At 56.6% G+C, this 23,159-nt stretch carries 19 protein-coding genes; 9 read left to right on the plus strand and 10 right to left on the minus strand.

Going from position 1 to position 23,159, the window contains the following annotated elements:
• Nucleotides 1-41: 41 nt before the first annotated feature.
• Complete coding sequence (locus AC5S16_RS10990; protein WP_493930105.1) at nt 42-1,049, minus strand: GlxA family transcriptional regulator; 1,008 nt, start codon at nt 1,047-1,049, stop codon at nt 42-44.
• Nucleotides 1,050-1,186: 137 nt separating this feature from the next.
• On the opposite strand from AC5S16_RS10990, the gene AC5S16_RS10995 reads away from it, so the two are divergent.
• A complete protein-coding gene (locus AC5S16_RS10995; RefSeq protein ID WP_493930106.1) occupies nt 1,187-2,008 on the plus strand; it encodes an alpha/beta fold hydrolase in 822 nt (273 codons plus the stop codon).
• Nucleotides 2,009-2,060: 52 nt separating this feature from the next.
• Here AC5S16_RS10995 and AC5S16_RS11000 read toward each other — a convergent pair whose 3' ends face one another.
• Nucleotides 2,061-2,957: an SDR family oxidoreductase gene (locus tag AC5S16_RS11000; RefSeq protein WP_493930107.1), complete on the minus strand. Its 897-nt coding sequence runs from the start codon at nt 2,955-2,957 to the stop codon at nt 2,061-2,063.
• A gap of 133 nt (nt 2,958-3,090) precedes the next feature.
• Between AC5S16_RS11000 and AC5S16_RS11005 the strand changes: the two genes are divergently transcribed.
• From AC5S16_RS11005 to AC5S16_RS11025, 5 genes are all read left to right on the plus strand, one after another.
• Nucleotides 3,091-4,110: an AraC family transcriptional regulator gene (locus AC5S16_RS11005; protein WP_493930108.1), complete on the plus strand. Its 1,020-nt coding sequence runs from the start codon at nt 3,091-3,093 to the stop codon at nt 4,108-4,110.
• Nucleotides 4,111-4,330: 220 nt separating this feature from the next.
• Nucleotides 4,331-5,143 carry a hypothetical protein gene (locus tag AC5S16_RS11010; protein ID WP_493930109.1) on the plus strand — a complete coding sequence of 271 codons (813 nt, stop codon included), beginning with the start codon at nt 4,331-4,333 and terminating at the stop codon, nt 5,141-5,143.
• Between the two features lie 112 nt (nt 5,144-5,255).
• The gene (locus tag AC5S16_RS11015; RefSeq protein ID WP_493930110.1) at nt 5,256-6,422 is read left to right on the plus strand and encodes a M24 family metallopeptidase; all 1,167 of its coding nucleotides are present in this window, start codon (nt 5,256-5,258) and stop codon (nt 6,420-6,422) included.
• Nucleotides 6,423-6,479: 57 nt separating this feature from the next.
• Nucleotides 6,480-8,543 carry a beta-galactosidase gene (locus AC5S16_RS11020; RefSeq protein WP_493930111.1) on the plus strand — a complete coding sequence of 688 codons (2,064 nt, stop codon included), beginning with the start codon at nt 6,480-6,482 and terminating at the stop codon, nt 8,541-8,543.
• Nucleotides 8,544-8,701: 158 nt separating this feature from the next.
• Nucleotides 8,702-9,985, plus strand: coding sequence for a metal-dependent hydrolase family protein (locus tag AC5S16_RS11025; RefSeq protein WP_493930112.1), 1,284 nt, complete (start codon nt 8,702-8,704; stop codon nt 9,983-9,985).
• Nucleotides 9,986-10,128: 143 nt separating this feature from the next.
• On the opposite strand, the gene AC5S16_RS11030 is transcribed toward AC5S16_RS11025, so the two are convergent.
• From AC5S16_RS11030 to AC5S16_RS11055, 6 genes are all read right to left on the minus strand, one after another.
• Nucleotides 10,129-11,394 (minus strand): RNA polymerase sigma factor, encoded by a 1,266-nt coding sequence (locus tag AC5S16_RS11030; protein ID WP_493930113.1) that lies wholly within the window; start codon nt 11,392-11,394, stop codon nt 10,129-10,131.
• A gap of 6 nt (nt 11,395-11,400) precedes the next feature.
• Complete coding sequence (locus tag AC5S16_RS11035; RefSeq protein ID WP_493930114.1) at nt 11,401-11,781, minus strand: YciI family protein; 381 nt, start codon at nt 11,779-11,781, stop codon at nt 11,401-11,403.
• Between the two features lie 230 nt (nt 11,782-12,011).
• Complete coding sequence (locus AC5S16_RS11040) at nt 12,012-12,623, minus strand: FMN-dependent NADH-azoreductase (protein WP_493930115.1); 612 nt, start codon at nt 12,621-12,623, stop codon at nt 12,012-12,014.
• A 184-nt stretch (nt 12,624-12,807) separates the two neighbouring features.
• A complete protein-coding gene (kdsB, locus tag AC5S16_RS11045) occupies nt 12,808-13,545 on the minus strand; it encodes a 3-deoxy-manno-octulosonate cytidylyltransferase (protein WP_493930116.1) in 738 nt (245 codons plus the stop codon).
• Between the two features lie 25 nt (nt 13,546-13,570).
• A complete protein-coding gene (locus AC5S16_RS11050; protein ID WP_493930117.1) occupies nt 13,571-14,995 on the minus strand; it encodes a nitrilase-related carbon-nitrogen hydrolase in 1,425 nt (474 codons plus the stop codon).
• Nucleotides 14,976-15,560 (minus strand): TetR/AcrR family transcriptional regulator, encoded by a 585-nt coding sequence (locus AC5S16_RS11055; RefSeq protein WP_493930118.1) that lies wholly within the window; start codon nt 15,558-15,560, stop codon nt 14,976-14,978. The genes AC5S16_RS11050 and AC5S16_RS11055 overlap by 20 nt, the downstream gene beginning before the upstream one ends.
• Before the next feature lie 628 nt (nt 15,561-16,188).
• On the opposite strand from AC5S16_RS11055, the gene AC5S16_RS11060 reads away from it, so the two are divergent.
• Nucleotides 16,189-19,416 (plus strand): TonB-dependent receptor, encoded by a 3,228-nt coding sequence (locus tag AC5S16_RS11060; RefSeq protein ID WP_493930119.1) that lies wholly within the window; start codon nt 16,189-16,191, stop codon nt 19,414-19,416.
• 60 nt (nt 19,417-19,476) lie between these two features.
• On the opposite strand, the gene AC5S16_RS11065 is transcribed toward AC5S16_RS11060, so the two are convergent.
• Nucleotides 19,477-19,932 (minus strand): VOC family protein, encoded by a 456-nt coding sequence (locus AC5S16_RS11065; RefSeq protein ID WP_493930120.1) that lies wholly within the window; start codon nt 19,930-19,932, stop codon nt 19,477-19,479.
• A gap of 190 nt (nt 19,933-20,122) precedes the next feature.
• Between AC5S16_RS11065 and AC5S16_RS11070 the strand changes: the two genes are divergently transcribed.
• The gene (locus AC5S16_RS11070) at nt 20,123-21,205 is read left to right on the plus strand and encodes a hypothetical protein (protein WP_493930121.1); all 1,083 of its coding nucleotides are present in this window, start codon (nt 20,123-20,125) and stop codon (nt 21,203-21,205) included.
• 38 nt (nt 21,206-21,243) lie between these two features.
• Nucleotides 21,244-22,407, plus strand: a complete 1,164-nt coding sequence (locus tag AC5S16_RS11075) for an IS481 family transposase (protein ID WP_493930122.1) — start codon at nt 21,244-21,246, stop codon at nt 22,405-22,407.
• A gap of 17 nt (nt 22,408-22,424) precedes the next feature.
• On the opposite strand, the gene AC5S16_RS11080 is transcribed toward AC5S16_RS11075, so the two are convergent.
• The gene (locus AC5S16_RS11080; protein WP_493930123.1) at nt 22,425-22,991 is read right to left on the minus strand and encodes a hypothetical protein; all 567 of its coding nucleotides are present in this window, start codon (nt 22,989-22,991) and stop codon (nt 22,425-22,427) included.
• Nucleotides 22,992-23,159: the final 168 nt, after the last annotated feature.

The following is a 23,159-nucleotide window of genomic DNA, read 5'->3' on the forward strand; positions in this document are numbered from 1 at the left end:
GTCCTTGTCGGGCCGCAAAACAGAACAATTGATGGCTGCCGTTATATGGATGCTTCGCGTGTCACTGCGAAACGGCTTCGATACTCTCCTGGAGAAAGCCCCACGATCCGATGGAAGACTCTGCGGAATGAAGCCGGGTCTTCATAGCCGACAGCCCACGAAATCCTTTCTATGGGCTGCCTGGTCGATTCAAGCATTTCACGAGCTTTCCCGATGCGAAGACGCTGGCAATATTCCGTCGGCTTCAGGTTGGTCGCTTTCTTGAATCTGCGGATAAATGTGCGCAGCTCAAGACCTGCGATTTTTGCCATCTGCGCCAGATCGACATGACGGCAGTTATTCTTCTGCAGCCAGTGCTGCACTTTGAGAATTTCTACATCGCCGTGATGCAGGCGCGGCGAGAAGCTGCTGTAAAAACTCTGCTCCCGGCCAGCGGGATCAACCAGCATAAAGCGGGCTGTCTCAAACATGACAGCAGCCCCCAGCACCCGGTAAATCAGGTGCACCCCAAGATCCGTCCATGATGTCATTCCGCCGGCGGTAATGATGTCGCCATCGTCAATGAGAATCCGGTCGGGTTCAACGATAACTGCCGGGTAGCGCTCCTGAAGCGCATCGGCATAGTACCAGTGTGTCGTTATCGTTCTTCCGTCGAACAGCTTTGCTTCTGCCGGCAGGAATGCTCCTCCACAGACGGAGGCGATGATGCTGCCGGCGGCATGCAATCGGGCAAGCCATGCGGCGTAAGGCGCTGCCGCTTCACGCGTGATGGGCTTGGCGATGCTTGGCGGCGCGATGAGAATCCTGGGAATGCTGCGGCCAATTCCGGGATGAGTGTCGAACACCTGTTCAATCCTCTGAGGATTAGCCGGAGACGCCTGCCAGTGGGTGACCCGGATGGATGTATGCTGGGTGTCCTTATGGGAACTCGCAAAGCGATTGGCAACAATGAATAGTTCGGTCAAACCAAAAACGCCGGACTCGAGATATTCGGGATATTTAACAATACCGATCCCAACATATTCATCGCGATTTTTTCCTGGTGTCACTTTTGCCTCTGAGAATGTCACTATCGCCAATTTAGTGAAAGCCTGGATCAGCGTAAATATGAATCTGTGACCAAGCAGAAACCTCAACCGCGAATGCTCGCGCTTCGCAACACCAGCACCATTCAGGAGAATTTCGTATGAGCACGATCACTACCAAAGACGGAGCACAAATCTTCTATAAAGACTGGGGCACCGGACCGGTCGTAACCTTTTCTCACGGCTGGCCGCTGAATGCCGATGCCTGGGACCCGCAGCTGGTATTTCTTGTTCAGCATGGATTCCGCGTGATTGCGCACGATCGCCGCGGCCATGGCCGGTCCACACAGACCTCCACCGGAAATGACATGGACACTTACGCCGACGATCTGGCTGCGCTGGTTGAAGAGCTTGATCTGAAGGATGTAATCATGGTCGGGCATTCCACCGGAGGCGGCGAAGTGGCGCGCTACATCGGCCGCCACGGCACAAAGCGGGTTGCCAAAGCGGTGCTCCTGTCTGCAGTGCCCCCGATCATGCTGAAGACCGACGCCAACCCCGAGGGTCTTCCGTTATCGGTATTCGACGATCTGCGCGCCAATCTGCTGAAGGACCGTTCCCAGTTCTATAAAGACCTGGCAGTTCCCTTCTACGGCGCAAACAAGCCGGACGCCAAGGTCTCACAGGGCATTCTGGATTCCTTCTGGCTGTGGAGCATGCAGTGCGGACTCCTCAGCGCCTATGAATGCATCAAGCAGTTTTCGGAAACCGACTTCACGGACGATCTGAAGAAGTTCGATATTCCTACGCTCGTTCTGCATGGCGAAGCTGACCAGATTGTGCCTGTCAAGGACTCGGGCCAGAAGACGGCACGCATTGTGAAAGGCGCGAAGGATATCTATTATCCGGGCGGACCGCACGGCATGTTTGCCACGCACCAGAGCCAGGTAAATGCCGATCTCCTGGCATTCTTCAAGAGCTAACCTCAGCATTTCAGTCAAAAGGCCTCCCCTGAGAAGGAGGCCTTTGTTCTGTTCAGGCTTTGAAATAGTACGGCTGGTCGACATCAGCAAGCAGCCCGGGCTGTTTTGGTTCCCAGCCCAGAAGTTCCCGCGTCCGCTGGCTGGAGGCTGCCATGTCCAGCCCTGCGAAACGCACGAACCAGCCGAAGTGACTGTTTGCTTCCTCGGGGGTCTTGCTCACGACAGGCAGGTTCAGGCGGCGACCGATAACGCCGGCAATGTCCTTGAATGGCACGCCTTCCTCGGCGATGGCGTGATAGCGGGCTCCGGCGGCGTTCTTTTCGAGCGCGAGCCGGTAAACTACGGCAGAATCGAGCCGGTGCACTGCAGACCAGCGATTGAGCCCCTCGCCGATATAGGCGGCCGCGCCCTGCTCACGCGCGTAGTCGATAAGACGCGGAACAAAGCCATGATCGCCCTCGCCATGGACCGTCGGTGGAAGACGAACTACCGACGCGCGCACGCCACGCTCTACGAGCGCAGCGGCTGCTGCTTCTGAAGCGCGAGGGTACGTTGTGGGATTTGGCGGAGGCGGCGCATCTTCCTCGGTTGCGGCGCGGCCCTGGGCGAGAAGCGCGATCCCGGAGGTGACGAGCAGGGGACGGGCAGAGCCTTCGAGCGCTGAGCCTAGGGCCTCAATGGCTCGTTTGTCGACTTCACAAACTTCTACAAACTTTGAGAAGTCGTGGATAAAGGCGGTGTGGATGACGCCGTCTGACACGGCTGCTCCGCTGCGCAGACTTTCAAGGTCAGTGAGATCGCCACGATGCACTTCCGCCCCTGTGGCGGCAAGCGACTTTGCGCCTGCATCGGAGCGCACCAGGCCGAGGACCTGATGGCCCGCACGGATGAGTTCCTGAACTACGGCGGAACCGACAAAACCGGTAGCGCCGGTGACAAAGACACGCATTACGAATTCTCCTTTGTGCTTCGTTGCATAACCGAGACCGCATTTGCAGTCGGGTATTCGTAAGATTGGTCAGGGAGGAGATACGATCTATCTAGAAAATCCGTATTATTTTCGCGATCGTCCGAGGTGATTTATGGATCCGCTTTCTGATGTTCTGTCGCTGCTGAAACCGCACACCTATAAGTGCGGCGGCCTTGATGTGGGTGGAGAATTATCCGTTCAGTTCGGCAAGCATGAGGGCATCAAGTGCTATGCGGTGGTCTCGGGCCAAGGCTGGCTTGCCGTGGAGGGGATTCCTGACGCAGTGCTCCTTGAGGCGGGCGATTGTTTTCTGCTGCCACTTGGCCGGCCTTTCCGCCTGGCGACTGATCTGAGCGCGACGCCTGTCGATGCCCAGACAATTTTTGCGAAGGGGCAAAATGGCAGCATTTCCTCGCTCAACGGCGGCGGGAAATGCTTTATCGTCGGCGGATTCTTTACCTTTTCCGGGCATCATGCCGGCATTCTGCTGGGTGGGTTGCCGCCGATCGTGCACATCCGGAAAGAGACGGACAAGGAGACGCTGCGCTGGTCGCTTGAGCGAATGAGACAGGAACTGCGCGAGCCGCGGCCGGGCAGCTCTCTGGTTGCACAGCACCTCGCCCACATGCTTCTGGTTCAGGCCCTGAGACTTCATCTGGCCGATCCACCCCAACGTGCGAACATCGCGCACGTTGGGGACCCCGGGGAAGGACCTAAAGGCGGAGTTGGGTGGCTCTTCGCCCTGGCCGATCCACAGATGTGCGCGGCGATCACCGCAATGCACGATGATCCGGGACACCGCTGGACATTGCAGGAACTCGCCGGACACATCGGCATGTCGCGGTCGGTCTTTGCCCAGAAATTCAAAGAGGTGGTCGGAAAATCGCCCATGGAATACCTGACGCGCTGGCGCATGATGCTGGCTGGGGACAGGCTGACGAACTCGAGCGATTCCATTTCTGAAATTGCCTTGTCGCTCGGCTACGAATCGGAAAGCGCTTTCGGCACCGCCTTCAAGCGGGTCATGGGCTGTTCACCTCGGCAATACAGCCGCGGCCAGAAGCCAGCTTCTTTTGCGGCAGGCGAGGAGGAAGGCTATCGAGCCCATCAGCTGGAACCTGTCGCAGGTTGATGCCCGTGACCCGCATGGTTGCATCCAAAAATTCAGGAGAGTCACTTCCGATGAAGACCTTCGATTCCAATCGCCGCGCTCAGGCAGACTGAGCAGGATTTGTTCGCATCTCGATGAAAAGCAAACCGTCTTTGCCCGCGTGCAGAGATTGGGAAAGAGTGGTAATCTTCGGGCGGTAGAGAGTGTTAGAACCCACGTGCACGACGAAAGGTCAAAGGTTATGGTCCGTAAAAAGCTTCTGTTAACGACATTGCTCTCGGCGGGTTTGCTATTTTCCGGCTGCCACAAATCTTCTACAGATCAGCAGCAACAGGCGGCGCAGCAGCCTGCGGCCACTCCGCAAAGTCAGCCCGCCCAGCCTGATGCGAGCCAGCAGCCGGCCGCTCCACCACCGGCTGCGTCGAATCCTGCGCCTGCGCAGTCCGCTTCCTCGCAACCTGCGCCGGCAGCAGCCCCTCCGCCTGCGGCTGCTCCAGCTCCCGCGCCTGCCGAAGCTCCGGCTCCGCCACCTGCTCCTGAACCAATCGTAGTTCCCGCAGGCACCAGGCTGTCTGTACGGCTCGGCAATGCAATCAGCTCAAAGACCAGCAGCCCGGGCGAGGGCTTTAACGGCACGCTGTCGAACTCGGTCGTGGTCGGCGGAGTTACAGCAATCCCTGCCGGTTCGGCTGTATCCGGGACGGTGACTGACGCTAAATCGGCGGGCAGATTCAAGGGCGCGGCCAGCCTGGCCATCGTTCTGCAGTCGGTGAATATTCGGGGAACGAGCTATCCGATCACGACCAGCGCCTTTGCCCAGCAGACCACCGGCAAGGGCAAGCGCACGGCTGGATTCATCGGCGGCGGCGCTGGACTTGGCGCTCTGGTCGGCGGCCTGGCCGGAGGCGGCAAGGGCGCAGTAATTGGCGCGCTGGCGGGAGGCGGTGCTGGAACGGCTGGAGCGGGATTGACGGGAAACAACCGCGACATTACGCTCGGGCCCGAGACAGTCATCACCTTCCGTCTGCGTAATTCGATCAGGCTTCAGCGGTAAGAATTCCGCCTGGATTGAGAGACAGCCGCCTGTATGGCGGCTGTCTTTTTTTGCACATTTGCGGCGCACGCGATAGAGTTGTCCCTGTGAAATCGATTTAGTTCAAGGGACTATGACGAACCCGACACAGCAAGCTGCCCCGACCACGATCGACCTTCTCCATACCGTCAGCAGTCCTGAGCTGCGCGCCGCCGAGCTTGAAGAAAAACAGGCGCGGCTGGCGGGGCTGCTCGATCAATTGAAGCTGGACGCGATTCTGATCCGGCGCAATGAAAATCTGGCGTGGACCACGGCGGGACAGGTTGAGGCGCGGGTCGCCATTCCTCAGGGAACCGGGGTGGTTTCGCTGCTGTTAACGCGCGATGGGCGCAAATTTTATCTGACGACGAACAATGAGGCGGCGCGACTGGCCGATGAGGAGTTTCAGGGCCTGGGCTATGAGGCTGTTGTGTCGCCCTGGTATGAGGCTGATACGGGCAATGCTGTCCGGAGAATTGTGGGTGCGGGCAAAGCAGGAACTGACCTTGCTCTGGCAGGTTTCACGGATGTTGATCTTGCGCCACTGCGTGCGCCGCTGACGAAGGCTGAGATCCTGCGCTTCCGCTGGGTCGCGCAGCATACGGCGAAGATCACAGAGGAAACACTGTTTGAGCTTGAGCCGGGAATCACGGAAGACGAAATGGCCGGTCTTGTAGCGGCTCGCCTTCTGGGTGAAGGAATCCTTCCTACCGTGCTGCTGATGGCGGTGGATGACCGCATTCGCAAATACAAGCATGCGGTGGCGCGGGGTGGCGTTCTCGAGCGCTACGGGATGCTGAACCTCTGCGCACGCAAATGGGGGCTGGCGGTTTCGATCACCCGCTATGTGCATTTCGGCGCTCCCCCGCAGGAACTGGCCGATGCGTTCGCGGCCTGCGCGAATGTGAATGCGAAGCTTCTGCATGCCGGCCGCAAGGGAGTGACTTCAGCTCAGCTTTATGCAGTTGCTGAACAGGCATATAAAGACGCGGGCTATGCAGACGGAGAAAAGCTGCATCATCAGGGCGGGCCTGCCGGGTATCTGGAGCGCGAATGGGTAGCCTCACCTACTGGCCGCGAAACGGTTGCCGATCCGCAAGCATTCGCCTGGAACCCGAGCATTCGCGGGGCGAAGGTCGAGGATACGGTGCTGCTCGAGAACGGTTCGACGGAAGTGCTCACGCTGACTCCTTCCCTTCCGCAAATCGATACAAAAGTAGATGGAATCGATTATCCTGCTGCGGACATTCTGATTCGCTAATTGATTTGAGCAGCACATTCAAAGTAGCTGCTTTGTCTCATGGAGGTAATCGCTTACATGAAGTGCCTTCGCTGTTTTGCTGCCGCTATTATTGCTGCGCTGCTTTCTGTTTCTTCGGCACAACCGATTGCGGCGCAGGCCACGGCTTACTCTGATATGCCGCCGGTTCTGCTGGGGGCGGCGTGGTATCCGGAGCAGTGGCCGGAGTCGCGCTGGGAAGCTGACCTCTCGCTGATGGAAGCGGCGCATATCCACCTGGTGCGCGTGGGCGAGTTTGCCTGGAGCACGATGGAACCGGCGGAAGGCCGCTACGAATTTGCGTGGCTCGACCATGCGGTTGAGCAGGCGGCGAAGCACCATATCTGCGTGGTGCTGGGGACGCCGACGGCCGCTCCTCCGGCATGGATGACGACGAAGTATCCGGACACGCTGCGCATGGATGAGAATGGCGTGCGCGATGAGCACGGCAACCGCCAGCAGTTTTCCTTTGCCGGCGCGCGTTACCGCAGGTTCGCGCATGAAATTGCAGAAAAGATGGCGGAGCGCTACGGACACAATCCTAATGTGGTTGGGTGGCAGCTTGACAATGAATACGCTGCGCCGTCGTTCGATCCTGAGGCGAAGGCGCAGTTCCATGAGTGGCTCAAGAAGAAGTACGGCACAGTGGAGAACCTGAACAACAAGTGGACGACTGCTTACTGGAGCCAGACCTATGACAGCTTCGACGAGATTCCGGTAAGGGAGAAAGAAGAGAATCCGGCGCTGCTGCTCGACTGGAAGCACTTTGTCAGCGATACGTGGAAGAGCTATTCGGAAAACCAGATCAGCGCGATCCGTCCGCATGCGGACAAGCGTCAGTTCATTACGACGAACACGATGGGCTGGTTTGATGGCTTCGATGAGTACGTCGTCCATTCGGTGCTTGATATTGCGGCGTGGGACGACTATGTGGGCGGCCATTATGAGTACATCGACAACGGAGCGCGGCATGACCTTACGCGCGGATTCAAAAACAAAAATTTCTGGGTGATGGAAACGCAGCCTGCGTTTGTGAACTGGCAGCGCATCAATGGGGCGATCGACCGCGGGCAGGTGCGCGATATGGCGTGGCAGGCGATCGGGCATGGCGCGGATGCGGTGGAGTATTGGCAGTGGCGCAGCGCTCTCAACGGACAGGAGCAATACCACGGCGTGCTGGTGGGCGCGGATGGGACGCCGGTTCCGGTATATGACGAGGTGAAGCGGATTGGCGATGAGTTTGAGAAGGCGGGCAAGGCGTTGGCCGGAACTTCGCCGGAATCGCCGGTTGCGCTGATCAATGATTTTGACAGCCGCTGGGCGATCAACTTCCAGCGGCACAATCGCGATTTCGACCCTACTGCGGAGATGGTCGCGTTTTACAGGCCTCTGCGCAACCAGGCGCAGGGAGTGGATGTGATTTCGGCGCATGCACCGCTCGAGAAGTACAAGCTTGTGGTTGCTCCGGGGCTGAATGTGCTTCCGAAGGATGTTGCCGAACATCTGCTGGCGTATGTGAGGCAGGGTGGCAATCTGGTACTGGGGCCGCGCTCGGGAATGAAGGATGAGTACAACGCTCTCCATGTCGAGCGCCAGCCGGGGCCGCTGGCGGAGGCGCTTGGCGGGCGCGTGGAGCAGTTCTATGCGCTGGACAACAAGGTTCTGGTGAGTGGAGAGCTGGGATCAGGCACGGCTTCGATGTGGGCGGAGCAGCTCAGCACCAAATCTCCGGAGACGAAGACACTGTTGAATTATGGCGCGAGCAACGGCTGGCTCGATAACCAGCCTGCAGCGATCACGCGCAAGGTGGGCAAGGGCAGCATTACCTACGTTGGAGCATGGCTGGATGATGCTTTGCTGGCGAAGCTGACTTCATCTCTGCTGGAACAAAGCAGCGTGCAGCCGGTTGTGCCCAATGCTCCGGAGGGAGTCGAAGTATGCCTCCGCACCGGCAAGGGCAGATCGGTGTTGATTCTGATCAATCACAACAAGACGGATGTGAGTGTCACGCTGCCGCGTGCGATGAACGATCTACTTGCTTCGGGCAGTTCGCGGAGTTCTGTGGCGCTTCCGGGGTATGGGGTGGCTGTGCTGGAGTATTAAGCTTTGGCAATGAGAGAAAAAGCTTTTTACCACAGAGGACGCAGAGAGCACAGAGGTTTCGCAGAGGTAATTACCCTGCTCTAAAGTCGCAGTGCTGAATCGCGGATGGAACACTAGATTTTTCTGCCGATTGTGATATCTTCCCCGCAATGACTTCCATGGTTCGCCGTACGATCTTTTCTGCCTTGTTGCTTGCCTGCGGGATTTTGCACGCGCAGAACACACACTATCTCAAGTGCGGAGCTGTTTTCGATAGCGCCAGCGGCACGCTTCGGAGGAATGTTGTCATTGAAGTTCAGGGGAATAAAATTGTGAGCGTGCAGCCCGGAGAGCAAGCGTCAGCGGGTACGGCTGTCACCGATCTCTCCAAAGAAACCTGCCTGCCGGGGCTGATCGATACACATACGCATGTGATACTGCAGGGCGATGCTACGGCGGCTGACTATGCCAATCAGCTTTTGAAGCAGTCGCTCGCCTACCGGGCCATTGTCGGCGGAGCGACTGCGGGCAAAGCGCTCCATTATGGATTCACCACAATCCGCGATCTTGAGACCGAGGGCGCGCTTTATGCCGATGTCGATATCAAGCACCTCATCGAGCAGGGTGTCATTCCCGGGCCGCGCATGCAGGTGGCGACGCGCGCGCTTGATGTGACGGGGGCGTATCCATTGCTTGGGTATACCTACGGGCTCGATGTGCCGCATGGAGTTCAGCTTTGCGATGGGCCGGATGAGTGCCGCAAGGCGGTGCGCGAGCAGATCTCCTATGGGGCGGACTGGATCAAGGTGTATGTCGATCACAGCTACTTTCTGCGTCCGGATGGCGTGCTCGATGATATTCCGACCTTTACTCTCGATGAGCTGACAGCGATTGTGGATGAGGCGCACCGGGAGAACCATCCTGTATCCGCGCATGCCATGGGACTGCACGGCGTTCACAACGCCGTTACTGCGGGCGTGGACACGCTGGAGCACGGCGACTACATCGCTCCTGAAGACCTGAAGACAATGGCGGCCAAGGGCATCTGGTACGTGCCTACGACCTATGCGCTTGAGGCGGTGGCGGAAGGCCGCGCCAGCGACGGCAACACCGTGTACCAGCAGATGATCAAGACCCATGCCGATACGTTCCGGCGCGCCATGGATGCGCATATCAAGATCGCCTTTGGCACGGATGCCGGAGCTTTTCCGTGGACGACTAATCCGGCAAAGGAATTTGCCGCGATGGTGCGCGATGGTATGAGTCCGGCTGCGGCGATTGAGGCTGCGACCCTGCAGGCGGCGAAGCTGATGAAGATGGATGACAAGGTCGGTGCGATTGAATCAGGGAAGCTCGCGGATATTGTGGCGGTGCCGGGCAATCCACTGGATCAGATTTCGGTGATGGAGAAGGTTGATTTCGTGATGAAGGATGGGGTGGTGTATCGGTCGCCTCAGCCTTGAACTACCACTCAAAAATCTACCGCCAATCACCCCAGCACACGAAAATCGCGTGTGCTGGGGACCCCGATCGACGCTAAGGGCGCTAAGATACGCCACAAAACATTTTTCACCACAGAGAACACAGAGTTCTCGCAGAGCCTTTGCTATTTCTTTGGGGACGAAACAGCGACCAGTTGTTTTTCGAGGAAGCGGCGTTCGGGTTGAGAGCAGTCGCAGGCCAGGGCGGCGTGGAAGGCACGCTCGGCTTCAAGATGGCGGTCAAGTTCGGCCAGTATTCGTCCCCGCACCGCGGGGAGCAGGTGATATTCGCGCATCGCGGGATGGATTTCGAGTGGGGCGATTTCTGTTAATGCAGCTTCTGCTCCATGCACCTTCATTACAGCTACGGCTCGATTCAGCGCTATGACGGGTGATGGATTCATCGCCACAAGCTGATCGTAGTGATCGAGAATCGCGAGCCAGTCAATCATGCCCAGTGCTTTGGCCTTGGCGTATTCAGCGGCGATAGCGGCCTGCACGTGCCACTCGGAGATTTCTTCGCCAGTGACGGAGCGGTCGAAATAGTGAAAACCCATCGCGATCAAAGCATCATCCCAAAGGCTGCGGTCCTGTTCTTCAAGCAGGACGAGATCGCCTGAAGCATCTGTGCGCGCGGGCAAGCGTGCAGCCTGCAATGCCATGAGCGCGAGCAGCGCATCGACGCGCGGCGCGGCCATGGATGAATCGGCAACGAGCTTGCCGAGCCGCAATGCTTCCATGCAGACATCGCGGCGCATCAGCTCTTCGCCGGAGTGAGCGGCGTATCCGGCGCTGAACATCAGATAAATGACATTGAGGACGGAATCGAGGCGGTCACAGGCTTTTGTCCCATCCGGCATGGAGAGTGCGATGTTCTGGTCGCGAATCTGGCGCTTGGCGCGCACGAGGCGCTGCGCGATGACGCTCTCATCGGCAAGATAGACACGCGCAATCTCGCCGGAGCTGAATCCTCCCACCAGCTTGAGGCCCAGGACGACGCGCGCATTTTCCTGAAGCGCGGGATGACAGCACATGAAGATCATGCGCAGCTCGTCGTCGCGGAGGTGATGCTCAATGCCGATGTCGGCCAGGCTATCCGTTCCGCCTTCGAGGAGCGCAGTCAGAGCGTCGGTCTTGCTCTCAAACGATGTGCTACGCCGGAGAACCGAGATGGCATAGTTGTGCGCTACGCGGAAGAGCCATGCTTCGGGCTTCTCAGGAACTCCCTGAAACGGCCATGCCTGCATGGCGCGCAGCATGGCCTCCTGCACGGAGTCTTCTGCCAGCTGGAGATGCTGCGGACCGAGCAATCCGGCGAGCCAGGAGACAATTCTGCCGGCCTGACGGCGGAAGAGGTGGTCGAGGAGAACCGGACTGCTCGATTCGGTCATTGGTGGTCAGGAAACATGCTCCAGTTGCTTGTGCGACTGTTTCGGCTCTATGTCGGGGCGCTGCACGATTTCCCTTATTTCGATGGTGCCGAAATCGACGTGCGGATTGGTGAGTGCCAGCTTTACGGCCTCATCGAAATTCGCAGCTTCGATCGCATAGAATCCGCCGAGCACTTCCCTGCCTTCGCTGAAAGGGCCGTCGCTGACGGAAACACCATTCGCTTTTTTTTGGATGACACGGCCCGGCATGTCGAGGCGGTGGCCGTCGAGGGTGAATGGCTTCTGGCGCCATGCCATGTACTTCTCGGTTGTCTTCTGCAGTTCTTCAGGGCTGAGTTTTGCCCAGGCTTCTCCGTTGTCGCGCAATAAAAGCAGGTATTGTGGCATCGTTATCCTCCTGGAAATTCCCTTGTATGGGAATTGTTCCATGCCAATAACGAAAAGCCCTGCCGAAAATCGACAGGGCCGGGGAGAATTTTTTGAGCTATCGGAGCGAAAAGCGGTCGTTGCTTCGCAACGATTCGCAGGAACGCTCTGGTTTTTACTCAGGGCAGGTTCTCGAGTTCCTGCGGGTCCTTCGACTCTGCGCTACGCGCTTCGCTCAGGATGACAACTATTTACGCGAGGGCCAGGACGGCTTCGATTCCGGCCTTGACTCCCTGCTCGGCGGCTTCGGGGCCGCGCGACTGGTTTTCAGCATAAACAAAGTTCACGTTCTTGAGGCCGATGAAACCGAAGACAGCACGCAAATAGGGTTCCTGCTGATCAAAGGAGCTGTAAGGGGACTGGCCGGAGTAGGCACCACCGCGCGCAAGCACAAAGATGATCTTCTTGTTTTCATCGAGCAGCCCGGTCGGTCCTTCGGCGGTGTAGGTGAAAGTGCGTCCGGCGCGGACAATCTGATCGATCCAGGTCTTGAGATGGGCGGAGATACCGAAGTTGTGCATGGGCACAGCAATGACGATGGTGCCGGCATCTTCGAGCTCCTTGATCAGGGTGTCAGAGAGAGCGAGCAGTTGCTTCTGCTCCGGCGTGCGGTTCTCCTCGGGGGTAAATGTGGCGCCGACCCACGCCTCAGTGATATGGGGAACGGGCTCTGCAGCGACATTGCGGCGGACGACGGTTCCGTTCGGATACTTGCGCTGCCACTCAGTTACGTATTCGCGGGCCACGGCGCTCGAAACCGATCCAGAGCGCGGGCTGGATTCAACTAACAGTAAGCTTGCCATTGGAATATCTCCTCTGCGTTTCTTTTCTCTTCGGATAACGAAGAAGTTCGTCAAAAATCGACAGAACTGACGGAATTTTTTGATTTTTCAATTAAAACTTGTTGCAACAACTAATTCAGTATTTTACAACTTACAGGCATTAGGATTCTGCAGGTCTCATGAAAGATTCAGTGAATTTCAGCGCTTATTTTCGTTGCTGCAGCAGGAGTTCGGCAGCCGCAAGATCTTCCTCTGTGTCGACGCCGATGGTGTCGTATGGAGTGGAGGTTACGAAGACATCGATGCCGTTTTCGAGAAAGCGGAGCTGCTCCAGTCTTTCGATTTGCTCCAGTTGGCTTGGCGGCAGCTTGGGAAAGCGCTCAAGGGCTGCCCTGCGATAGGCGTAAATGCCGAGATGCTTCTGGTAGGTGATGCCTTCGGCGCTGTCGCGGTTATAGGGAATGGTGGCGCGGGAAAAATAGAGGGCGCGGCCATCAACAGCAGTTACGACCTTTACAGCATTTGGGTTCATGATCTGATCGGGAGCGCAGGGCGTGGAGAGTGTGGTTACCTGCACCTCCGGCCGCTCCATGGGAGCGAGCAGCGCGTCGAGATGTTCGGAGCGCAGCAATGGCTCGTCGCCCTGAATGTTGACGTAGATATCGGCGGGGATGGCCTCCGCGACAGCATAGACGCGATCGGACCCGCTGGGGCAATCCTCGGGGGTGAAGACGGCAGGAAGTCCGCGCGCGTGGGCGAAGTCCATGATCTCGTCTGAGTCGGTGGCGATGAGCACCTCATCGAGTTGCCTGCAGGCGCGCGCGGCACGATAGACCCAGACCAGCATGGGCTCACCGGCAATTTCGCGCAGCACTTTGCGCGGCAGGCGCGTGGAGGCAAGGCGTGCGGGAATGACGGCAAGGATCCGCTGATTGTCCGGCAAGAAAATGCTCCTGCAGCTAGTGTAATCAATGGCGCGGGACCAGCGGCATCGCCAGCAGTGCAACGAGCAGAACCAGGTCGAGCCAGGCAAACCAGTCGCCGAAGCGCGAATAGATGGTGGCATCGTGGCGGACGGGAATTGTAGCTATCACGGTTGCAAATGGAACCTGCAGCGTATTGCGTTCCGCCAGGACGCGGCCGCGGTCATCCGTCGCGGTAAGAATGCCGAGCTTGGCGGAGCGCGCGATGCTGAATCCGCCCTCGACGCCGCGCAGAACAGCCATGCGCCCATGCAGCCAGCCGTCATCTACAAAATCCCATGCAGGCACAAGCAGGAGCCCGATGCCGTCCTGAGAATATTGACGGCTCAGACGGGGAAAGTCCATGTCCTTGCAGATCTGCATCCCCCATTTACCGGTGGACTCGAGAACAACAGTGCGCGTGGTGCCGGAGGATTGCAGCTCTAAACGCGGCAGAAGATGATGCTTGTTGTAGGAAGCGAGAAATGCGCCCTCAGGTGAGTACAGCCGCTCCTGATTCCAGGAAGCATTGGATGTGTTGCGGTCGATGCCGATGGCAACATACGCTCCGCTCTGCTTTGCTATCTGTCCGAAATAGCTGTCGAAATCTGCCTGCGATGCGTCTGTGACCGGGCCGCTGTGCTCGGGGAGAACGAAGACCTGAACTCCCTGCGCAGCTAACGGCTTCATCTGTTCGGCGTAGCGCTGATAGATGAGCTGCGCCTGTTCAGGAGTGTGGCCGACCAGGTTTGCTGCTTCATCCGATGCAATGAGCGCGACCTTGACTGTGGGCGCATCTTTCGGTGTTGCGGCGAGACGCCAGATTCCGAAACCGAGGACCGCGGCCAGAAAAACGAAAGCGCCGGCCGCCAGCGGAACCTTTGCCGAGGCAGAACCGGAACTGAGAAGCGCAGCTCCTGTAGCGGCGAAAAGAAAGATGGAGAAGCTGATGCCCCAGATGCCGGTGACTGAGGCGATCTGCACGATGGGGAGAAAATTCATCTGCGAATAACTGATGTTGCCGAAGGTGCCGTGCACAGAAGTGATGGCAACAATGTATTCGACGGCAACCCAGAAGGCGGGAACGATCAGAGCGGCCTGCCAGAGTTTTCCGCGCAAGATGCGGCTGCGGAAGAGCAGCACGGCCACTCCGAAAATACAGGAACTGAAGAGCAGAATGGACACGACCACCCATGTTGGCAGGACGTTGCGCGAGTAGCTCCACTCATTGAGCCCGCCCAGCGCATAGGCAGCAACTGCAATAAAGAAGGCTTCACTGCCTGAGATGCGCGCTGCAATCCACAACACTGGAACGGGCGCCAGCCAGGTAAGCAGCCAGAAGGGCGCGAGGCCTGTTCCGAGAAAGAACAGCGCAGCAGAGAGCGCGAGGCAGAATGCAGCAAGAGCAGAATTACTGGGCTTTAAGACCATGGATCATTCTCCTGATGGATCGGCGGGTGAGCGCGCGAAATTCATCTTCAGACAGATTGAAGCGTCCGGCGCGATAGAGGGTGACGTATCCATGAGCGTGCGCCCAGAGCTGCATGGCGATCTCCCAGATGTCGTGACGTTTCAGAAAGCCGGCATCCATGGCCCGAGCCACGAGGTCGGCAATGGGATTGAGTGTGGGAGAGCGGCGCGCACGGAAGTCGTCGGGATAGCGGCGGGCATTGGGGCGCGGCTCGGAAAAAACATAGTCGAAGATGCGCGGCCGGTCGAAGGCGTAGTCGATATAAGCATCCATGCAGCCCGCCAGTCGGGATTCCATGGAGCCGCGCGTTGGGCGGGCTTCGATGTAACCGAGGAACTTGGCGAACTCGCGATCCACGACAAAATTGAGCAGCGCTTCGCGATTGGGGAAATGGTGGTAGATGGCCATGGGCGTGATGCCGACGGCCTGCGCGACGCGGCGCATGCTGACGGCGTCCTCGCCTTCCTTTTCGAGAATCCTGAGCGCCTCTTCGGAGATGCGTTCGGCTGTTGGTTGCTCCTTCATTAGATATACACTGTATAGTAATTCGATATACGGTGTATAGTTAATTTTCTCCTGCCACATGTGAGCAGTGAAAACTGGCTGGCAGTGAATCCATGGATCGGCCGGAACTTCGACCCTTTGGATTATGAAATCGCAGGACTGCTACTACCCGTCCCTGGGATTCCTGAGCGCTCACTGCGTTCATGCAGGCTGTCATTGAGATCGATCATCCCGATAAGCGGTACGCTTTTGCTCTTGCATCTTGACATGTCTTTTATGAGTAGCCGAAGATTTTGTTCTATTCGTGGTAACGATTCCATAAGGCATGGCAAAATTTCCGATACCGCTGATGGCCAATATCGAAGCTCAAGGGAACAACCGGCTGCTTGTCAGTTCTACCACCCGGCGTGAACTGATCGTTAGTCCTGTGCTGCGGATATGACGTGATTTCGGGGAAAAATCAATGACAACAGAGCATCTGCTTTTCGTTGCGGTTTCTCATAGGGCCGTTCTGGAGGTTCTATTGGCAGGAATGGTCCTGGTTAAATCAGTACGCGACTTGATAGCGATACCAGGCAAGAATGTTGAGGCGGCGGATTCTCCCGCAAAGAGAAAAAAAGCTCTTCCTGCGAGTTCATATTTTTGCGCCTTGTTAGTTTTTACAGCAGCCTTTATCTCCCTTCCGGGATATGCGCAGACAACAAGCGGCAGTTTCGTTGGGCACGTCACGGATGCCAGCGGAAGCGTAATTCCAGGCGCTACGTTAACTTTGCGCAACGAAGCAACCGGAGTCGTTCAGACACAGCCGAGCAATGCCAGCGGCGATTACACCTTCAGCTATATCCAGCCTGGAACTTATGAGCTGAGCGTCACAGCCGCCGGCTTTCAAAAGCAGGTTGTCAGTCATCTCAATCTGGATATTCAGCAGGTTCTGCGCAAAGATTTCTCACTTGGTATCGGCGAAGCCAGCGCCACTGTACAGGTAACGTCGCAGACTCCGCTTATCCAGACTGACACCACCTATGTTGGCAACATCGTCGATGGCAAGCAAATCGAGCAGACACCTCTGAACGGCCGCGAAAATGCCTATTCCCTGCTTGGCCTGGCTCCGGGTGTACAGCGCCCGAATTCCAATGCGCTTATCTCAGGCGGGAGTTTCAAAGGGGGAGCCAACCAGACCATCGATGGTATTTCGAATGACGATATCGTGAATGCCCGCATGTCCGATCAGGTGCCGTCACTTGAAGACATGGCCGAGTTTAATACGATTGGGGTAAATGCGCCCGCCGAGTACGGCAGTGGTGGAGCCCAGGTTGTCATTGTCACTAAATCCGGGACGAATACTTTCCATGGCAGCGCATTCTATTTCAATCGCAATCGCTACTTTCAGGCACGCAACTATTTCCTGACTCCGACGTCAAGAATTCCTGATTTCAACCGTCATGAGTATGGATTTTCCTTTGGCGGGCCTCTTCTCCACGATCGTCTTTTCTTTTTCACAACCTTCGAGAACATTCACAGCTTGACGACAGTCACGCGGCAATACGCTATGCCGCTGCCCGCCTTCCTGAATGGCGACTTCTCGCAATACACCACCTACGCCGGTCATCCTTCGCTGATCTATGATCCTCTTACCGGGACTCCATTCCCGGACAACAAAATTCCGCAGGGCCGTATCAGCGCGATCAGTCAGAACTTCTTCAAGTTTTATTCCACGCCCAACACGGCAACCTCTACCGGCCTGGGCAACAACTTTACGTTCAGCAGCCCAACACTGGAACTGGACCCACGTTTTTCCATACGCGGCGACTATCAGGCAACGCAGAAAGACCATCTGATGTTCCGCTTCTATAACAACCGCCGCGATCCGGCGCCTTTCGATGAGGGTGGAACTGACAAGTTCGGAAACTATAAGGAGCTGGGTAACATCATCAACCAGTTTGCAGGCAATTACACCCGTACCATCTCGAACTCGATCGTCAATGAATTTGTGATTGGCCTGAATAAGCGAGCGGATCCGCGCATCGATCAAAACAACGGCATCGATCCAACTTCACTTGTTCCCGGCCTGCCCGCAACAGATTCCGGATTCGGCCTGCTGCCCACGGTGAATGTTTCGAATTATCAGCGCATTTTCTCTACGGGCAGCAGCGTCAATCATCAGCACACAACCCAGGTAAACGACAACCTGAGCATCCTGTATGGACATCACTCGTTTAAGTTTGGCGGCCAATTCCTGGCAGAAGCCGAGTCCGGCACTTCCTATAACACAGGCACATTCAGCTTCGATGGGCGATACTCGGGTCAATACGACAACGGCAAAGGCCAGGTGAACAATCCCGTCAATGCCTTTGCCGACTTTCTTATGGGAAATCTGACAACCAGCGGTACGGCAAATGCCGATTTCGCATACTACATACAGGCGAAAACCTTTGCGTTATATGCCAAGGACTCCTGGTCGCTCACACCAAAACTGACGCTTGATCTCGGAGTGCGCTATGACAAGTTGTTCACGCCACAACTTACGCGAGGCGGTCTAGCCACTTTCAACCCTGATCTGGGCGGTCTGGTTGTGATACGCGGCACACCGTCGCCCGATATCGCAGCCAAGTATCCCCTCATTGACGGCCCGTCCATCGGATACAACATGAGCAACTGGATCCGGACGCAGAACCTGAATCTCGAACCACGCATCGGTTTTGCCTATCGTCCGCTCAACAATCAGAACTTCGTCATCCGCGGCGGCTTCGGCATCTTCTACGACAACCTGTCGCTGGCTGTGCTCGTGAACAATATGGCCAATCAGCTGCCATTCGTCCTGAGCACGACATACAACGCGGCTCCAGGAGACACTCCGACACTGACATTCGACAATCCATTCCCGACGTCCAGCGGAACCGCGACTGCGAATCCAAATGCTTCCGGCGTGCAACGCGATCTGCAGACGCCGCGAAATACACAATGGAACCTTTCCATGGAAGGTGAGACATGGGGAGGCATCGCCCTTCGTGCCAGCTACGTAGGCAATGAGGGAAGACATTTGCATACACCCTTCCCCCTGAATGATCCGATTCCGCAGCCTGTTGGCGGACCAGGACAACCTGCGTCTCTGCAGGCAGCGCGGCCCTTTCAACCATGGGCCGGCATTACCTACTATCAATATGGCGAAAGCACAAACCTGAACCAGCTTCAGGTGGGAGCCCGCCGCCGCTTTGCCGGGCTCACGTTCGACGCAGAGTATCAATGGACGAAAGCGCTCGGCATCGACGGACCAAACGACGAGCTGGTGACCAACCGCAGCAACATCAGGTACGACTACGGCAACCTGGATTTCTATGCCCACCACGCTTTGGCATTGAATTACAGCTATAACCTGCCTTTTGGCACCGGGCAGCGTTTTCTCGGATCCTCAGGTCCCTGGTTAAACAGGTTGATTGGCGGCTGGAAGATGGTAGGCGTGTGGAAAGCGATGAGCGGCACTCCCTACTCCGTCAGCTTTACCAGCACTACAACGAACTGGCCCAGTGGACGCGCAGATACGAAGGCCGGCGTGTCACCGAATCCTGCAAAGAAAACCGTAAAACAATGGTTCAACCCGGCTGCCTTCGCAGCACCCGCACCCTATACTTTCGGAAACTCACAAAGAAACTCGATGTTTGGCCCATCTTTTTCTGAATGGGATGCTGGCTTGCTCAAAGACATCAAGATTACTGAGCGGGTGAATTTTCAATTCCGCGCAGAAGCATTCGATGTCTTAAATCGCGCGAACTTCGGCAACCCGGCAGCAAACATCAGCACTCCCGCAACGGTGGGCACGATTGGGAGCACAGCTGCGGATAATCGTGAACTGCAATTCGGAGGACGTATTTCATTCTGAGCAGGTACGGCTCGCCCGTACCTGCTCAGAACCGGCAAATGTTCTGACTGGAAACGGCTCTCAGCTCTCTCGCGCAGCGGCTTCCAGTGCGGGCAGGTCCAGCTTGATCATCCCCATCATGGCTTCCATGGCTTTGGGATGACTGACCAACTCGCCGATATTGCGCGGCACAATCTGCCAGCACAGGCCGAAGCGGTCTGTAAGCCAGCCGCAGGCCATGGCTTTGCCGCCTTCAATCAGCTTGTCCCAGTAATTGTCGATCTCTTCCTGGGAGTCGCAGCGGACGAAGAACGAGAAGGCAGGGTTGAGCTGATGCGCGGGACCGCCGTTGAGAAAGACCATCTCCTGGCCCTCAAGCTCGATCGTGATCGTGGCAATCTTGCCAGCAGGCCAGGGACCGACACCTTTGGAACGCAGTTCGTCGAGTTTGCGCGCGTGAGGGAAGACGCTCAGGTAGAACTCGGCGGCTTCTCCGGCGTTGTCGTTGAACCATAGGAATGGCGCAAGTTTGTTCATGGCTGGAATGGTATCAGCTGGCAGGCCATTTCCGGCAAGCTGACTCTCAGATATCCATACGCTTCGTCACTCACTCAGGAGTACTCTCTGCCCATAGCCCCTTTCATTCATACCGACCCCAATAGTTTTACCGAGCGTTCATGCCATGAAATAGCCGCCACCGTAATCTTTCGGCGAAGGGGGAATTCGCTTGTCCTCAGAGCCCGAAGTCATCCATCTGCATACATATTTTCTGTTGCCCGTATCGATCGATAGGATCGCGGTGATGGAGGAGCATCCGGAGATTTGGCGCGAATCGCAGCCCTGGTTCGAAAAACTGGATCTTTGGGTCACTGGACATGTTGTTCCAGAGTATGCGGAGGCAGCGGCCCGGTTGGGCGGGTGGCAACGGCACCCGGAAAGCTGCCTGGATTTCCATTCGCCTGCATATGAGGACATGATGTTTTTCCATCCCTTCGTCCGCAAGGCATTTTTCGACACGGGAGATTCGAACCAGGAGCATGAAGCGCTTGTTCATCGATACGTTATTCCGACAAAACCAGGCACACGCCTGTTCTATGAAGCTGAAGACGGCTGCGGCGTATCCGCTAAGGTTGAAATCACGGATTTGGGGCTGATGATTTTCGCAAATGGAATAGGCATTCTTTCCATCGGCGTGGAAGCCCACAATATCCCTTATTCACAGGCGCTGTGGATCAACGAAATGATGCGCAAGATTTATCCCTCCAGCGGGCGTCAGATCGAGACAGGGCGTATCCCGAGTCGTCTTGCACTGGTGCAGGAAACGGACGGCGGACAGCGTCTTATCGCGCAAGAGCGATGGGAAACAAGCCGTGGAATCGGCTATCGCCCGCAGCTATCAGCGATTATCTTGAGCCTGTTCCACTTTGCCAATTACACCCATGAAGAATTTGAGAGCACTTTGGATGAACGCATGGTCGTGAACAGCTTTGTCAGCCTCGACCGAACGCGGCTCTCTCGTGGATTTGAAACTTCTGAAGATTACGAAATTGCGTTCAGCCGCCTTCTTTATGTCGACCGGGCCGGGCCAGGCTATCGCTATCATCCGGGGTTTACTCATAGCCAGATGGAAAGGCAGGTATATAGACGATGGCAGCATGAGGGAACTCTCTACGGGGTGACCTCCTACTCCAACGTAACCTCTACACTCGCATCTCCGGGACCGCCGGGGGGCGATCCGCTGGTGAGCGTACTTAGCACTTGCGTTACAAAACAGACCAAAGACATCCGTTACAGCGAAGCGGAACCCTGATGGTTCCTCAGCTTTGGCCTTACGCACGATGATGCGGTATGCCCTGGAAAGTGAGTCGGATCGTGGATCAACGCTTGCAGTTCCTGTCGAGTTACCAAAAGGAGGAGATGTCTGTCTCGGACCTCTGTCGCGAGTTCGGAATATCGCGGCCAACGGGCTATCGATGGATCAATCGCTACGAGGAAGTTGGCCCGGAAGGCCTCCTGGACCTGAGCAGCCGGCCTCACAGCTGCGCTCACGCAACGCCTGAGAAGATCGAGAACGCGATCCTTTCCTTGCGGAGCAGGCACCCATCGTGGGGAGCGCGGAAATTAAAGGCAAGATTGGAGCAGCTGGAACCTAGCGTAAAATGGCCCGCGGCGAGCACGTTTGGCAACATTCTTCAGCGAGCTGGCTTGACCAGTCCCAAACGGAAGAAGCGGCGCACTACACCATACTCGGACCCTTTCTCGGAGGTCACTGCGCCCAATCAGCTCTGGTGCATGGACTTCAAAGGCTATTTCAGTACAGGTGATGGTTCGCGTTGCGATCCGTTCACCATTACTGATGCTCACAGCCGCTACCTGATTCGCTGCCAGATCGTCTCCAGAATGGACTTGAGTCAGGTCCGGGCGGTATGCGAAGCAGCGATGCGCGAGTACGGAATGCCAGCGCGGATCCGAACAGACAATGGAGCGCCGTTTGCTGGAACGGGCTTACTGGGATTATCTAAGCTCTCGCTTGAATGGATGAAGATGGGCATCGTGCATGAACGTATCCAACCCGGGAGGCCACAGCAAAATGGGCGTCATGAACGAATGCATAGGACTCTCAAGGAGGACACGACGAACCCTGCAGCTGCAACGCTACGGCTTCAGCAGAGGAAGTTCGACCGTTTCCGGCAGATATTCAACCACGAGCGGCCGCACGAAGCGTTAAACAATGCAACGCCAGGCAGTCTGTACCAACCCAGTTCCACGATGTTCCCGCGGACGCCCATCGAGTACGTCTACCCGGCGGGTTTTATGACGCGGAGGGTCAACAACAGCGGCGACATTAGCTGGCACAAGGACCGGGTCTTCATTAGCGAGGTATTCCGCTTTGAGAATCTCGGCTTCGAACTGGTAGCGGAAGACTTTTACAAGGTGTTCTTCCGTGAGGTTGAGATCGGAGAGTTCGACGTTGAAGCTCTGCGTTTTAGGCCCAGGCAGATGTTGCGATGATGGAGCATCCGAGCGCGTCAGCTACAGTGGTTCCAATCAGTGTCCGTGTAGAACAGGACTGTGTACCAGCGGCTCTCCAAACGTCGGACCTGAGGAACTTCGCAGGGTATGCCCTTGTATTTTCCAGCGGAACGACTTTTGGCTGCAGCGGCTAGTGAATCATTTGGATCGAATACTAGGTAAACAGTAGTGTCACCAGATCCAGCAAATCCCCATCCATCCCATTCTGCATGTTTCAGTTCACTGTTGGCAGGGTCGGGTTGGGCAAGAATCTCAGCCTTATACTTACGCGATTCAATGAGCCATCGGCCGGTCGTGCGAACGTCATCAGAAACCCTGAATAGCAGCCAGGAGGCCACTCCAAAAATCACCACCATGGACAACGCAGCCACGCCCTGGCGGCGCACAGTTCGGAAAAGAATCACGAAGAGGATAACGCCGACGATGGCTGTAACCAGAGCTGTCGCCAGAAATGTTCCGATGTCGTTTCCGAGGACCATCTTTGGGAGAAGGATGATACCCGCCCCCAACAAACCATAAAACGGAAGCCACCAGTTAAAACGATTCGCTGTTCTCTCGCTCATTTGAACAGTCTATTCCCAAACCTAAGCGTAGAACGTTGACTTGAAGTTCGCTCGACGCCCTTAAAACAGGCCATGGAAATGACAGAGTGTGGAAAGCACGGAAAGCCATAGTGCCGGCTTCCCGCCCTTCCCACACTCTTTGGAAATCCCTTCGGGATTACCACATTT

It is taken from the genome of Acidobacterium sp. FHG110202_01, from assembly GCF_059115305.1.

Coding starts and splice junctions, on each gene's coding strand:
- AC5S16_RS10995 (WP_493930106.1), top strand. CDS start 1,187: ATGAGCACGATCACTACCAAAGACGGAGCACAAATCTTCTATAAAGAC.
- AC5S16_RS11000 (WP_493930107.1), bottom strand. CDS start 2,957: ATGCGTGTCTTTGTCACCGGCGCTACCGGTTTTGTCGGTTCCGCCGTA.
- AC5S16_RS11005 (WP_493930108.1), top strand. CDS start 3,091: ATGGATCCGCTTTCTGATGTTCTGTCGCTGCTGAAACCGCACACCTAT.
- AC5S16_RS11010 (WP_493930109.1), top strand. CDS start 4,331: ATGGTCCGTAAAAAGCTTCTGTTAACGACATTGCTCTCGGCGGGTTTG.
- AC5S16_RS11015 (WP_493930110.1), top strand. CDS start 5,256: ATGACGAACCCGACACAGCAAGCTGCCCCGACCACGATCGACCTTCTC.
- AC5S16_RS11020 (WP_493930111.1), top strand. CDS start 6,480: ATGAAGTGCCTTCGCTGTTTTGCTGCCGCTATTATTGCTGCGCTGCTT.
- AC5S16_RS11025 (WP_493930112.1), top strand. CDS start 8,702: ATGGTTCGCCGTACGATCTTTTCTGCCTTGTTGCTTGCCTGCGGGATT.
- AC5S16_RS11030 (WP_493930113.1), bottom strand. CDS start 11,394: ATGACCGAATCGAGCAGTCCGGTTCTCCTCGACCACCTCTTCCGCCGT.
- AC5S16_RS11035 (WP_493930114.1), bottom strand. CDS start 11,781: ATGCCACAATACCTGCTTTTATTGCGCGACAACGGAGAAGCCTGGGCA.
- AC5S16_RS11040 (WP_493930115.1), bottom strand. CDS start 12,623: ATGGCAAGCTTACTGTTAGTTGAATCCAGCCCGCGCTCTGGATCGGTT.
- AC5S16_RS11050 (WP_493930117.1), bottom strand. CDS start 14,995: ATGGTCTTAAAGCCCAGTAATTCTGCTCTTGCTGCATTCTGCCTCGCG.
- AC5S16_RS11055 (WP_493930118.1), bottom strand. CDS start 15,560: ATGAAGGAGCAACCAACAGCCGAACGCATCTCCGAAGAGGCGCTCAGG.
- AC5S16_RS11065 (WP_493930120.1), bottom strand. CDS start 19,932: ATGAACAAACTTGCGCCATTCCTATGGTTCAACGACAACGCCGGAGAA.
- AC5S16_RS11075 (WP_493930122.1), top strand. CDS start 21,244: ATGCCCTGGAAAGTGAGTCGGATCGTGGATCAACGCTTGCAGTTCCTG.
- AC5S16_RS11080 (WP_493930123.1), bottom strand. CDS start 22,991: ATGAGCGAGAGAACAGCGAATCGTTTTAACTGGTGGCTTCCGTTTTAT.